Origin of the sequence: Pseudomonas sp. 8AS, assembly GCF_902506505.1 — a bacterium.
In the GTDB taxonomy this organism is placed as follows: domain Bacteria; phylum Pseudomonadota; class Gammaproteobacteria; order Pseudomonadales; family Pseudomonadaceae; genus Aquipseudomonas.
Map to the genome: position 1 here is coordinate 2,678,474 of NZ_LR733406.1, position 13,609 is coordinate 2,692,082.

The 13,609-nt window shown below is 63.9% G+C and carries 11 protein-coding genes and 2 pseudogenes; 11 read left to right on the forward strand and 2 right to left on the reverse strand.

Features of this window, described 5'->3' with window-relative positions; all coding sequences use genetic code 11:
• Positions 1-129 precede the first annotated feature (129 nt).
• The 3 genes from GV001_RS12425 to GV001_RS12435 are packed head-to-tail and all read left to right on the forward strand — an operon-like array spanning position 130 to position 2,577.
• Complete coding sequence (locus GV001_RS12425; RefSeq protein WP_160080236.1) at positions 130-927, forward strand: DUF1190 domain-containing protein; 798 nt, start codon at positions 130-132, stop codon at positions 925-927.
• A 5-nt stretch (positions 928-932) separates the two neighbouring features.
• Complete coding sequence (locus GV001_RS12430; protein WP_160080239.1) at positions 933-1,808, forward strand: hypothetical protein; 876 nt, start codon at positions 933-935, stop codon at positions 1,806-1,808.
• Between the two features lies 1 nt (position 1,809).
• The gene (locus GV001_RS12435; protein ID WP_160080241.1) at positions 1,810-2,577 is read left to right on the forward strand and encodes a hypothetical protein; all 768 of its coding nucleotides are present in this window, start codon (positions 1,810-1,812) and stop codon (positions 2,575-2,577) included.
• On the opposite strand, the gene GV001_RS12440 is transcribed toward GV001_RS12435, so the two are convergent.
• Positions 2,545-3,708 (reverse strand): glutathionylspermidine synthase family protein, encoded by a 1,164-nt coding sequence (locus GV001_RS12440; RefSeq protein WP_160080253.1) that lies wholly within the window; start codon positions 3,706-3,708, stop codon positions 2,545-2,547. The two genes, GV001_RS12435 and GV001_RS12440, sit on opposite strands and share 33 nt — an antisense overlap.
• Positions 3,709-3,936: 228 nt before the next feature.
• Complete coding sequence (locus GV001_RS12445; protein ID WP_160080263.1) at positions 3,937-5,703, reverse strand: diguanylate cyclase; 1,767 nt, start codon at positions 5,701-5,703, stop codon at positions 3,937-3,939.
• A 1,110-nt stretch (positions 5,704-6,813) separates the two neighbouring features.
• On the opposite strand from GV001_RS12445, the pseudogene GV001_RS20380 reads away from it, so the two are divergent.
• From GV001_RS20380 to GV001_RS12475, 8 genes and pseudogenes are all read left to right on the forward strand, one after another.
• A pseudogene (locus tag GV001_RS20380) lies at positions 6,814-7,068 on the forward strand (HAMP domain-containing protein); the annotation flags it as partial.
• Positions 7,069-7,095: 27 nt separating this feature from the next.
• On the forward strand, positions 7,096-7,926 hold the full coding sequence (locus GV001_RS20385; RefSeq protein ID WP_372238588.1) for a methyl-accepting chemotaxis protein: 831 nt from the start codon (positions 7,096-7,098) through the stop codon (positions 7,924-7,926).
• 454 nt (positions 7,927-8,380) lie between these two features.
• Entirely contained in the window at positions 8,381-9,154 is a 774-nt protein-coding gene (locus GV001_RS12455) for an ABC transporter ATP-binding protein (protein WP_160080267.1), read from the forward strand.
• A 14-nt stretch (positions 9,155-9,168) separates the two neighbouring features.
• Positions 9,169-9,921 carry an ABC transporter substrate-binding protein gene (locus tag GV001_RS12460; RefSeq protein WP_160080269.1) on the forward strand — a complete coding sequence of 251 codons (753 nt, stop codon included), beginning with the start codon at positions 9,169-9,171 and terminating at the stop codon, positions 9,919-9,921.
• Between the two features lie 57 nt (positions 9,922-9,978).
• On the forward strand, positions 9,979-10,674 hold the full coding sequence (locus GV001_RS12465) for an ABC transporter permease (protein WP_160080271.1): 696 nt from the start codon (positions 9,979-9,981) through the stop codon (positions 10,672-10,674).
• Complete coding sequence (locus GV001_RS12470; RefSeq protein WP_160080273.1) at positions 10,671-11,360, forward strand: ABC transporter permease; 690 nt, start codon at positions 10,671-10,673, stop codon at positions 11,358-11,360. The genes GV001_RS12465 and GV001_RS12470 overlap by 4 nt, the downstream gene beginning before the upstream one ends.
• Positions 11,361-11,612: 252 nt before the next feature.
• Positions 11,613-11,753 (forward strand): annotated as a pseudogene (locus GV001_RS20160) (IS5/IS1182 family transposase); the annotation flags it as partial.
• Positions 11,754-11,902: 149 nt separating this feature from the next.
• Positions 11,903-13,549, forward strand: a complete 1,647-nt coding sequence (locus tag GV001_RS12475; protein ID WP_218583022.1) for a hypothetical protein — start codon at positions 11,903-11,905, stop codon at positions 13,547-13,549.
• The last annotated feature ends 60 nt before the right edge of the window (positions 13,550-13,609 follow it).

A 13,609-nucleotide genomic window follows, 5' to 3' on the forward strand; every position in this document is an offset into this window, starting at 1 on the left:
GTCACCGGCGGCCGCCCTGCGTCGCCGGGACTGGTTCACATCTTCCTCGCCGGGCTGGGCGGCAAGGTTGACCGGCGTCGGCACAGGCTTTGTAATGCGCGGCCTGCTGACTGCAAACACGGAAGTTTTATGTCTGACGCCGATACCCTTGCGGCTCCTGTGCCCGTTGCCCTGCCTGACGCCGTCCCGGCGCTTGCCCGCCGGCAGAAGCGTGCCAGCCTGCTGACCCTTAGCCTGATGGGCGTGGCGCCCCTGGCGATTCTCATGTGGGACCCGCTGTACCGAGATGTGCGGGTCTTCCCCAGCGTGGCGGCGTGCGACAACGACAGCCCGTTGTCGGCCGAGCAGTGCCAGAAGCTGTATGACGAGGCCCTGCGGCGCAATGCGCAGATCGCCCCCAGCTTCGTCAACTTCACCATCTGCGAGAGCGATTTCCTGCGCGTCAGCGAGAGCTGCGAGAAGGGCACCTGGTGCGCGTCGGAAACCGTGCAGAACTGTGCGCTGGGCGATGACGGCCTGGCCCGGCCGAACCCGGCGGCCTTCCTGGTCAGCGAAGCCCTGCTCGATCGCCTGCGCCAGGGCGAGCAGCCGGCCCTGGCCGAGCTGGACATGGAGGAGTTGCAGCCGGTCTACGGCATGAGCGACGAGAACCTCGGTGGTGGCAGCGGCGGCTATGTCTCCAGCTACCACTACCCGAGCTATTACGGCGGCTTCAGCAATCGCAACTGGCACATGTTCACCAGCCAGGGGCAGTACCTGGGCGACCAGAACAGCCGCCAGTTGAACCTGCGCACCAGCCAGCTGCAGGCCGGCGCCGGCTACGCCCAGCACTTCCAGGCCAACACGCTGCCCGCACGGATGGGCGGCGCGGCCCGCGGTGGCTTTGGCGCCACGGCGCGCAGCAGCATGGCACTGGCCACGGGGTGAATGGCATGCGGATCCACCCCCGCTGGCTGCTGCTGTGCGCATGCCTGGCCTGCTGCGGTGCGCTGCGCGCGCAGAGCCTGAGCCACAGCATCGGCCAGGCCGATGTGCTGCTGGCCCAGTTGTATCAGCAGATACACAAGCAACCCGAATCGCTGCAGGTCAAGCTGCCCGCGCGCAATCAACGCCACAGTCTCAAGGAGCTGGGCCTGTATCCGCTCTGCCGGCCCCCGGTACTGGTGCGCGCGGCTCCGCCGGTGCGGGCCATGAGCCAGTGCATGGGCATGGAGTCCAGTGGCGGCGGCCTGACCCAGGTGCAGGCGGCGATCTTCTGGGATCACAGTGGCAATGCGTGGCAGAGCGGGCGGATGCTGCGCCTGCAGCTCAAGGACCTGACTCGTTACCGCACCGAACCGCAGAATGATGCTGCCCTGGAAAACGAGCAGGCCATGGTTCAGGCCATGGCGCAGGCCTCCCCGGAGGAGTTGCAGGCGCTCGAGAGGGTCTGGCAGAACCTGTCCGCCATGCCCCTCGAAGAATGGCCCGGATGGCAGGATGGCGCCCCCGAGGCCTGGCCCGAAGACTTGCTGGCCATGCACCGCGACGGCCGCCTGCGCCTGAGTGGTTCGCGCCTGGGCGGGCTGCATGCCTGGCAGGCGTGGTGGGCGGCGCTGGCCAAGCCCGCCACGGTCGAAGCCCTGGTGGGCGTCAAGTCACGGCTGGATGGAGTGGTGCCGGCCTTGCAGCTGGCCGAGCTGCAACTGGCTGAGCGCCCCTTCGCTGTGGTGCTGCTGCCCGCCAGTCGCCAACCCACGCAGGCGCGTGCCCTGTGGAGCGATCGCCAGTGGCAGTTGCTGATGGTTCGCCTGGATGAGAGATCCTGAGATGAGTAATCCCCCGGAAATGCCTGGCGAGCTGTTCGACGAGTCGCCGGTGCGAGTCTTGCAGCACGATGCGTCCAGCCAGACGGTGTTGTTGCTGGGTAATCAGCAACTGCTGGTGCAGTTGCTTTGCCTGTTCACGCCCTTGTTGATCGGCCTGCTGCTGGCAGGGCAACTGGCCCTCGAGTTCCGCCCCTGGCCGCTGGGCAACTTCGAGCTGACCCTGCTGGCCTGGGGGCTGTTGTGGCTGCTGTTTCTGGGTTACTGCGTGCTGGCTGGCGCTTACCCGAACACTTACCTGTTCAACCCACGGCGCCAGTGGCTGCTGCACCTGAACAGCGGCCAGTCCATCGACTTGGCGGGCATTGTGCAAGTGCAGCAGGCGCGGCAAGCGTCGCCGGAGCCACTGAGCGTCGCCGGGCATCCCCAGGAGCAACTTCTGCCGTGCAACGCCCAGTTGCTGGGCGAGCTGGACTGGCAGCGGCTGCAAGCCATCGGCGCCTATCGACCGCTGCCCCTGCGCGACTATCTGCGGCGCTTGTTCAGCCCGGAAGCGCTGGTGGCCAGCTCGGTGGTGATCGAGGTATTTCTGGTGACCTTCCTGATCATCAGTTTCGACCTGATCGGTTTCCTGCTGGCGCATCTGGTGCTCGGCCTGGCAGCCCTGGCCTGCGGCCTGGCTGGTTTTGCCCTGCAGCAGCGCGTTGCTATGCGCTGCCAGGCCCTGCTCGGCGGTCGCTCAATCGAGGATGTAGTGCGGGACGAAGCGTGAGCTGTCCTGGGTGATCACACCCAGGTCTTCGCGCACGCCCATGCCGACCGGCTCGCCGCCGACCAGCCAGCTGCCGATGATCGGGTGCTGGCCGCCCATGCTCGGTGGCGGGCACCAGGCCTGCAGAATCGCCGGGCCGTCGGTGTAAGGGCCGGGCACTTCCAACTCCACGCCATTGGCGCTTTCCACGCGGATATTGGCCCCCTCGCGGGAGAAGAACGGCTTGCGTACCCAGCGCGTGCCGAGCAACTCGGCATCCGCCGCGTCGGCGAAGCAGGCCGGCAGCAGGTTGGGATGGCCGGCATGGCGTTGCCACAGCAGCGGCAGGATGGCCTTGTTCGACAGCAGGGTCTTCCACACCGGCTCGATAAAGCGCGTGTGGCTCTGCGCCAGGTGGCGGGAGAAGTCCTCCTGCAACAGCCATTCCCAGGGGTAGAGCTTGAACAGCTGCTGCAGCGGCTGGTTGCGCAGGTCGACGAAGCCCTTGCCGGGCAGGTGGCCGATATCGTCGATATGCATCAGCTGGGGCTGCAGGCCGGCCTGGCTGACGCAGTCGGCCAGGTAGGTCAGGGTGCCTTCATCCTCGATATGGTCGCGGCAGCAGGCCAGGTGCAGGGGGTGCCCGGCCATGCCGATCTGCTGCAGGCGCTCGATCAGCGCGTCCTGGATGCGGTTGTACTGGTCGGCCGCCTCGGGCAGCAGGCCGCGCTCGCGGCATTGCTCCAGCCACACCCACTGGAAGAAGGCCGCCTCGTACAGGCCGGTTGGCGTATCGGCGTTGTATTCGTAGAAACGCGCCGGACCCTGGCCGTCGTAGGCCAGGTCCATGCGCCCGTAGAGTGCTGGCTCGCGGGCCTGCCAGCTGTCGCGGATCAGCTGCCAGTGGGCCTCGGGAACCGCCATGCGCCGCAGCAGCGCCTCGCTGTCCACCACCTCGGCCACCAGGGCCAGGCACATGGCCTCCAGCTCGGCGCTGGGCGCCTCGATAGCGTCTTCGATCTGGCGCAGGCTGAAACGGTAGCAGACGCTCTCGTCCCAGTAAGGCTCGCCGCCGATGGAGTGGAAATGAAAGCCGAGCGAAGCGGCCTGGGCGCGCCAGTCCTGGCGCTGAGGGATGCTGTGCCTGAGCATGTGACGTCCATGTGGTGCGGGGCAAACGGGGCGCCACTTTACCACCGTGCTGGTGCGCGGGGCGGCCCGGATGGCATGACGGTGAAGCCCCTCGCAGAAACATCATCGCCACGCTGGGGTGGCTGGTAAGCCTGTGGTGCGGGGTGAACCAGGGGCAGCGATACCCCTCCAGGCCTGTCCGTCATGGGCGTCGCGCCATAGCGGAACGCGACCGGGAGCGCTCCGTGTTTACTGGCATTCGATGCGGTTGCGACCGCCGCGCTTGGCGGCATACAGAGCCATGTCACTGCGCGACAGGGCTGCCCCGGGGCTGATGTCGCTGGCGCCGATGGCGGTGATGCCGACGCTGACGGCCAGGGCGATCTGCTCCGCGCCATGCACCACGGGCGCTTTGGCGAGTTCGTCCTGGATGCGCCGGGCAAAGGTCATGGCCTGGTCGAGGTCGGCTTCGCTCAGCACCACCGCGAACTCCTCGCCGCCCATGCGTCCGGCGGCGTCGGTCTTGCGCAGCTGTGAACTCAGGATGGCCGCGAAATGGCGCAGCGCCTGGTCGCCGACCGAGTGGCCCCAGCGGTCATTGATGGCCTTGAAGTGGTCCAGGTCGAACATCAGGATGGTCGCGTGGTGGCCCGCGCTGCGCTGCACCCGGGCCAGCTCGGCTTCGAGCTGCTGCATGAAATGGCGGCGGTTGGCCAGCTGGGTCAGGAAGTCCGTGGTGGCGAACACCTGCAACTCGGCTTCGATCTGCTTGCGCTCGGTGATATCGGTGACGAAACCGTGCCAGAGCACGCTGCCATCCTCCAGCCGCCTGGGGCGCGCGTCGCCCTGGCGCCAGGAGACTTCCCGCCCCGGCAGCTGCACCCGGTACTCCAGGTGCCAGGGCGCCAGTTGGCGCGCTGATTCCGCAAAGGACGCCAGGTAGAGCGGCAGATCGTCCGGGTGGATGATCGCCAGCAGCGCCTGCGGATCGTTTGCCAGCTGCTGCGCGGTGAGCCCGTAGATATCCACAACGCCGGCGCTGGCATAGGTAAGGAACGAGCGGCCATCCGCCTGGCGCCGGTACTGGAAGACCATGCCGGGGATCTCGTTGGTCAGGTCGGTCATCAGCTCGGCGGTCTGCTGCACCTGCTCGGACAGGGCGCGCATGGCGGTGATGTCCGTGGTCGTGCCGATCATGCGCAAGGGCTTGCCGGCCCTATCGCGCTCGACCACCTTGCCGCGGCTGCACACCCACTTGTAGCTGCCATCCCGGCAGCGCAGGCGATGCTCCGCTTCGTAGCTTGTGGTTCGTTGCTCGAAGTGAGCCTGGATGGCCGCCCGCACATACTCCAGGTCTGCCGGGTGGACGCGGGTGTAGCTCTCCTCGATGCGATTGCCGACCTCATGCTCGGCGTACCCCAGCAGCGCCCGCCAGCCGCTGGAGTAGTGCATCTCGCCGGTGGCCACGTTGCGGTCCCAGATACCGGTACCGCTGCCGGCGATGGCCAGGGCCATGCGTTTCTCGCTCTCGCGCAGGGCCTCGACTTCCCGCTGCAGGCGGGCGTCTGCCGCCTCCCGCGCGAGCAGGTCGGTCGTCAGCCGGGCCAGCTCATGCAGCACGCATTGCTGAGCGGCGTCCAGCTCGCGGGGCTGATCGTGCAGCAGGTAGAGCATGCCGAACACGTGGCCATCGGCTGCCAGCAGCGGGCAGGCGGCCAGAAAGCGCACATGGGGAGCCGCTGTGAGCAGGTGGTGATCGCGGAAACGCGCGTCGCGATGCAGATCCGGGACCACGAGAAGCGTATCGGCGTCATTCCAGGGCTGGTCAAAACGCTCGATCCAGGAGGCATTGCCTAGGGGCGGGCCATCGCAGCTCCTGACCTGCTGGCGATCCGCGGCGCCCGTGGTCACCAGCGCGGCGAGCACGTCGAAGTGGCGCCTGGCCAGGCGGGCCAGGCCATGGAGTCGCTCATCGTTGGCGCTATCCGGCGCCTTGATAGAAGGTAACGGCTGCATGTGGACTCTACTTCGCCAGGACTGTGGACGCCGCCCGGTGCTGATCGGCCATGAAGAATTGCAGTCTACCCATAATGGAAGCAGGCGTTACAGCCCGGTGTGGATGCGTCGCGCGCGCCTGGTGCACCCCGCCACACGGCCCGCACGTCGCGGATTCGATACATCGGGTCGCTCAGGTAGATATCCGTTCCGGCGATAAACGGATATATCAGAACCCCTGGCCGCAGGGGCGGACCTGTCATCTTCGAAGCGGGGAAGAATATGCGCGGTTTTGCCGATTTGCGGGTGGCCTACAAGATTGCCCTGGTGCCCGTCCTGCTGGGCGGGTTGCTGGTGGTGCTGGGTGTGGTGTCTTCGCTAAGCCAGCGGAGCATCGCCAGCCGGGTGGAGGTGGTAACCCAGGATCTTGGGCCGAGCCTGGATCGGTTGGCGAAGGTGGCCGACGGCATGAGCCGTCTGCAGTTGGTCGTGCGTCAATATGCGCGCACCGGTGAGCCGGAGGCCGAGTCGCGCTTCAGCGAGCTGGATGCGGGGCTCAAGGATGCACTGGAGCAGGCTCGTGAACGGCTGCAGCAGGCGGACAGCCAGCGGCAACTGGATGAAGTGCAGGTCCTGCTCGAACAGTACCGGCGACTGTTTCGCGAGCAGCTGGTGCCCCTCAGCCAGGAGCGCAAGCAACTGGTAGAGGTGGAGCTGGCCGGCTACGGCCAGGCCATCGAGAGTACCCTTTCGTCCGTGCTGTCCAACGCACAGCAGGATTTCAACCTGGATGCGGTGTTCTATTCCAGCGCCGGAATACGCAGCCTGCTGCTGGGCAGCCAGAATCTCTACCGCTTCCTGCAGGAAAATCAGCCGGAGCAGGTGACGGCTTTTCGCCGCGAGCTGCAGAGTGCGCAGAGCAGCATTGGCGTGCTTCGCGACCGTAGCAGCAGCGAAGGCATCAAGACCAAGCTGAACGAGGCCCTCGCCATTCTGGGCAAGTACCAGGCGGCGGCGGATCGCACGGTGCAGCTGGTCGAGGCGCGCAACCGGACCCTGACGGAAATGGCAAGCATTGATCCGCAGGTCGCCGATCACGCCAGCCGCTTGCAGCAGGACATCATGCAGGCCATGGAGCGTGCCTCCGGCGCGGCGGACAGTACGGTGCAGGCGGTTAACCGGCTGCTCTGGGGGCTGGTGCTGGCTGCTCTGCTGTGCGGCAGCCTGGTGGCCTATGCGGTGGGTTCCGTGCTGGTGCGCAGCATCTCGCGGATCAACCGTATGCTGCAGGACATGGCCGAGGGTGAGGGTGACCTGACTCGCCGATTGCCGGTGCAGGGGCGTGATGAGCTGGGGCGATTGGCTGAGAGCTTCAATATTTTTATCGAGAAGATCCGCCGTACGGTGGTCGAGGTGGCGCAGGCTTCGGGCCAGCTCGCGCAGGCCTCCGGCGGGCTGGAGCAGGCGGCGGATAGTGCACACCGCCAGGTCGCCAGTCAGCGTGACGAGAACAGCCTGATTGCCTCGGCCGTCACCGAGATGGCCGCCAGTGCTCAGGAGGTGGTGAATGCCGCTGGCCAGGGCGAGATGCTGTCGCGCGAGGCGCGGCGCGCCGCGAGCAGCGGCCAGGAGTGTGTGCAGGCCAGCCGGGCCGCAATGCAGGGGCTGGTTGGGCGTATCGAGCGACTGGCCGGGGTGATCGACTTGCTGGGGGCCGACAGCGAAAGCATTGGCTCGGTGCTGGAGGTGATCGTGGCCATCGCCGAGCAGACCAACCTGCTGGCGTTGAATGCCGCCATCGAGGCGGCACGGGCCGGCGAAGCCGGGCGAGGCTTTGCCGTGGTGGCCGACGAGGTGCGCTCGCTGGCCCAGCGTACACAGCAATCGACTGCGCAGATTCGCGCAATCATCGAGGCGCTGCAGGGCCGCACACGCGAATCGATGCTAACGATGGCGGACAGTCGGCAAGCCATGGAGCTGGCCAGCAGCAGCGCCCAGACAACCGATGCGGCCTTGCAGAGCATCATCGGGGCGGTTGATGCGATCGATGGCAACATTCAGCACATCACCCAGGCGGCCAGCGAGCAGGCGCGAGTAGCCGAAGAGGTGGGCACTGGCGTTGTCCGCCTCGGCAGCCTGACCCAGGACAGTGTCACCACCATGGAGCAGACGCATGCTGCAGCGACTGATATCCGCCGGCTCGACAGTCGGCTGACTCGCCTGATCGAGCAATTTCGCGTGTGAGCGCCCGGCTGCCGGGGAGCCACGCAGCTGCTGGTTCCCTGATGCGGGATAGGGCTCCCGCGCCTGGCGGACCTTCACCTTGCCACGTCCAATGCGCCGGGCGAAGGTGGGCGGACCATCCCCCCACTCTCGAGGTTGCAAACCTGCCGTTGCGTCAGCGGCGCCCAGCGGCATGACTGGGGGCTTGCAGGCCTCTGGAGCATGGGCGTATCGCTCGGAAAGGTACTTGTTTTTGGAATGATCCGAGTCGTTATTTTCGACTGAGGCGTTGCCGCTTCCTGGTTTACATCGGTACCTGGAAACAGCTAGCGGCTTTGCCGTGTAGTGCATTCCGCCTGGCTGGCTGCTCGTCTTCCTGGCGCAATCCAGACCACCGATGACGCATCGCTGTTAGGTGGGCGGTGCGGTGGCCGCGCAGTATTCGCGACGCACAAGAATAATAAGAGGTACTGATATGACTGGCTCAACGCCCGCGCTGGAAATCCGCGACCTGCACAAGCGTTACGGGGATCTTGAAGTGCTCAAGGGCATCTCCCTCACCGCCCGCGACGGCGATGTGATTTCCATCCTCGGCTCCTCCGGTTCCGGCAAGTCGACCTTCCTGCGCTGCATCAACTTGCTGGAAAGCCCACACCAGGGGCAGATCCTGGTCGCCGGCGAAGAACTCAAGCTGAAGGCGGCGAAGAGCGGCGAGCTGGTCGCCGCCGATGGCAAGCAGATCAACCGCCTGCGCAGCGAGATCGGTTTCGTCTTCCAGAATTTCAACCTGTGGCCGCACATGAGCGTGCTCGACAACATCATCGAGGCACCGCGCCGCGTGCTCGGTCAGAGTCGCGCCGAAGCTACCGAAATCGCCGAAGCCCTGCTGGCCAAGGTCGGCATCGCCGACAAGCGCCACGCCTACCCCAATCAGCTTTCCGGCGGCCAGCAACAGCGCGCCGCCATCGCCCGCACCCTGGCCATGCAGCCCAAGGTAATCCTGTTCGACGAGCCGACGTCGGCGCTCGATCCGGAGATGGTTCAGGAGGTCCTCAGCGTGATCCGCGCGCTGGCCGAGGAGGGGCGCACCATGTTGCTGGTCACCCACGAGATGAGCTTCGCTCGCCAGGTCTCCAGTGAAGTGGTGTTCCTCCATCAGGGCCTGGTGGAGGAACAGGGTTCCCCCGACCAGGTGTTCGGCAACCCGCAATCGGCGCGCTGCAAACAATTCATGTCCAGTCATCACTAACAGAGCCTCATCGCATGCAGAACTACAAGAAGATCCTGGTTACCGCAATCGCTACTCTGGCCTTCGGCAGCAGCGCCATCGCCGCGGACAAACTGAAAATCGGCACCGAAGGCGCCTACCCGCCCTTCAACCTGATCGACGCCAGCGGCAAGGTCGGCGGCTTCGACGTCGACATCGCCAATGCCCTGTGCGCACAGATGAAGGTCGAGTGCGAAGTGGTCACCTCCGACTGGGACGGCATCATCCCGGCGCTCAATGCGAAGAAATTCGACGCCATCGTCGCCTCCATGTCGATCACCGACGAGCGCAAGCAGGCGGTGGACTTCACCGTCCCCTACTACACCAACAAACTGCAATACGTCGCCGCCAAAGGCAGCGACCTCAAGACCGACAAGGCCAGCCTGAAAGGCAAGGTGATCGGCGCCCAACGTGCCACCATGGCCGGCACCTGGCTGGAGGACAACATGGGCGATGTGGTCGACATCAAGTTCTACGACACCCAGGAAAACGCCTACCTCGACCTGACCTCGGGCCGCCTCGACGGCGTGCTGGCCGACAAGTTCGTCAACTGGGAATGGATCAAGAGCGATGCCGGCAAGGGCTTCGAGTTCAAGGGCGAACCGGTCTTCGACAACGACAAGATCGGCATCGCCGTACGCAAGGGCGACCCGCTGCAGGCGCAGCTGAACGCCGCGCTGCAAACCATAATCGCCGACGGCACCTATCAGAAGATCAACGCCAAGTACTTCCCCTTCAGCATTTACTGATCGGCCCGGCTGGCGTGGCTCCCATGGGGCGCGCCAGTCCCTGCGATGGTTTGAACTATGACATTCGATCTCTATGGCTTCGGCCCGGCGCTGGCTATCGGCGCCCTGATGACCATCAAGCTGGCCCTGTCGGCGCTGTCGCTGGGCCTGCTGCTCGGCCTGCTCGGCGCGTTGGCCAAGACCTCTCCGTACAAATCGTTGCAGTGGCTGGGTGGCAGCTATTCGACCCTGGTACGCGGCGTGCCCGAACTGCTCTGGGTGCTCTTGATCTATTTCGGCACGGTCAACCTGCTGCGCAGCCTGGGTGAGCTGATCGGCTATCCGGAGCTGGAACTCAGCGCCTTCGCTGCTGGCAGCGTCGCCCTTGGCCTTTGCTTCGGCGCCTATGCCACCGAGGTGTTCCGTGGCGCCATCCTGGCCATTCCGCGCGGCCATTGCGAGGCCGGCCTGGCGCTGGGACTGTCTCGCTCGGCGATTCTCTGGCGTCTGGTGCTGCCGCAGATGTGGCGCATCGCCCTGCCCGGTCTGGGTAACCTGTTTATGATCCTGATGAAGGACACCGCGCTGATCTCGGTGATTGGCCTGGAGGAAATCATGCGCAATTCGCAGATCGCGGTGACTGCCAGCAAGGAACCCTTCACCTTCTATCTGGTGGCTGCGCTCATCTATCTGAGCCTGACCATCATCGCCATGAACGGTCTGTTCTTCCTGGAGAAGCGCGCCGGTCGTGGTTTCGTGAGGGCCGCCGCATGAACTGGGAGTTGATCCTCAAGTGGCTGCCGCGGATCGCCGAGGGTGCCGCGTTGACGCTGGAACTGGTCGCCATCGCCGTGCTCGCCGGCCTGCTCCTGGCCCTGCCGCTGGGTATTGCGCGGTCGTCGCGGCAGTGGTGGGTGCGCGCCTTGCCCTACGGCTACATCTTCTTCTTCCGTGGCACGCCGCTCTTAGTGCAGCTGTTCCTGGTCTACTACGGCCTGGCGCAGTTCGAGGCCGTGCGCCAGGGCCCCCTCTGGCCCTATCTGCGCGACCCCTACTGGTGCGCGATCATCACCCTGACTCTGCACACCGCAGCCTATATCGCCGAGATTCTGCGCGGCGCGATCCAGGCCATTCCGCCGGGCGAGATCGAGGCCGCGCGGGCACTGGGCATGTCGCGGGCGCAGGCGCTGCTGCACATCATCCTGCCGCGGGCGGCGCGCATCGGCCTGCCGGCCTACAGCAACGAGGTGATTCTGATGCTCAAGGCCAGCGCTCTGGCCAGTACCATCACCCTGCTGGAACTGACCGGCATGTCACGCACCATCATCGCCCGCACCTACCAGCCGGTTGAGATCTTCTTTGCCGCCGGGGTGTTTTACCTGGTTGCCGCCTATGTTCTGGTCCAAGGCTTCCGGCTGCTTGAGCGGCGCCTGCGGGTGGATGCCTGCCAGGGGCGCTGATGGGGGCTATTCAAGGGGCATTCAGGGGGCTGCTCGTCTGTGAGCCGATTAGCGAGGTTATTCGGCTCAGTGTCTAATCCTCAAGCCAGAGCTGCCTGGCTTGAGGGGCGCGCCTGGTCGGGCTGAGTCGCCCCTGGTTTCATCGAGAGCTCCGGCGGACTGCTTTTGGCCTATTCCGTTGAAAAACTCGGTTGAGTGAGCTGGCCGAAGCTGGTTCACTAAACCTCCATCAGCGCAGTGGAGTTCTCCACGATGATGGGACGTCAGCAGGCCGCTCAGGCCCCTCTGTTCTACACGTTCAATCTGGACGATCACGTCCCGGCCAATCACCTGTTGCGTGGCATCGATCAGTTCCTCGACCTGAGCGAACTGCATCAGCACTTGGCTCCGCATNGCCTGGAAAGTGTCCGGATGGCCGTGGAATCGGTGTCCGGATGCTCGTGGAATGAGTGTCCGGATCAGCGTGGAATCACTGTCCGGATGTGCGTGGAATGGGTGTCCGAGTCAGCGTGGAATCCGCACTGCAGACCCTGGAGCCAAAAATGAATGCTGTCGTTTATAGGACGACATGCGAAATTTGGGATCCACTGCAAGTAGAGGATCTCTTCCCTGCCGGCGTTTATCGCGGCATGAAGCTCAATCAGCAGCGCCGAGTCGCCATATTCGTTACGCGCAATGAAGAACAGGCAGGCTGGACTACAGCTCAGCTAGCCACCAATGTCATCTGGGATCTGCACATGATGCATTGGGATGAGGAAGCTGGACTCCTGTTCATTAGCAGCTCCACAAAGGGCCCTCATGACAAGCTTGCCAAGGCTATCTGTGGCGATAGCGCTCGCCGAATTGAGGGTGAAGACGTGTTTCGGAGTCTTCATGGCTTCAAACGGCTGATTCTGCGCAACCTGGGACTCACCCATCATCAGGGCCGCGGAGTGCGCTATTCCATGTACATGGGCGTTGATGTCGCTGACGGCCTTGACACCGCTAAGCAGTCCAGGATTAAGAACAACGTCTTTGCTACCGGCTTCCTTGATGGTGTACCGACCATTCGTGGTTGCTCGGTGAAGGGTAAGTTCTGGTCGATCACTCCAGTCCGGGATCTGACCGATTGGGTGGATTGGTGCCAGGGAATCGGTCGATTGGTGAGCGATTCCGGAATTACCACTGATGAAGTGTTCAAAAGTGCGATGCGGCCTCGCCAGATCAGCGAGAGGCCCGCGGCTCCTCCCGTCGCGATTCACTGGCCGGAGTCGCTTATGACACAGATCGAAGAGCGTATAGAAATCAGTTTCGATGGCCAGGTTGTCCCATTCGCCGAATGCGATATCGAGCTTCTCAGTCATGAGAGAACCGGCCCGCTGCGATTCGCCGTAACCAGCGACGCCCATGCCGCCGAGTTTGAAATCGAGTTCAACGATGGGGGAGCCCGCTATCCACAGCGAGTGGGGCCGGAGGCAACCATTAAGATTGGCAGTGCCATGAAGGCGTTATCTGAGTCGTTCGGAGAGGATGCACCACAGATCGACTTTGGAGACGGGTCGCTTCTGATCTACAGCCATCTCTACGCGCTGCCTGAAGATGTGTCTGTTGAGCCATACCCAACTGACAAGATTTTTGAGTGGGATTGGTCCGCAACCAACATACGGGCCGAATCTCAGGGTGTCGAGAAGCGCCCCGACTCTGTCCAGCGTAAGGTCATTGAATACTTGCTCTCCGATGGCAACGTATATGATCTGATTTTTGACGATGACGGGAAAGGGGAAATTGCTGACGTGGTTTCGCTGCGTGTCACTGACAGCTTAGTGCAGGTCACGCTCTACCATTGCAAGTTTTCAAGTAGCGATACCCCTGGATCTCGCCTCGGAGATCTCTACGAGGTCTGCGGGCAAGCGCAGAAATCTGCTCGGTGGCGCGATCGTCCGAATCGCATGTTTGCTCACATGCTGAAGCGAGAGAAGCTTCGTCTCGAAAAAGGGCAGAGTTCTCGATTCGAACTGGGTACCGCAGCATCGCTCAAGAAGCTGAAGGCGAGCTGGCAAGATTATCGCTATGAGTTCGACGTTCGAATTGTACAGCCAGGGCTATCGCGCGCAGCGGTTAACGAAGAGGGGTTGCATCTGTTGGCTGGGGTTGAAACGTATCTGTTAGAAACCCGCGCGATGAAGCTTCGAGTCATTGGCAATGCATGATCTGCCATGCTACGTCAGGGAATTCCGGGTGGATTACTGGCGAGCTGCATTGCGTTACAC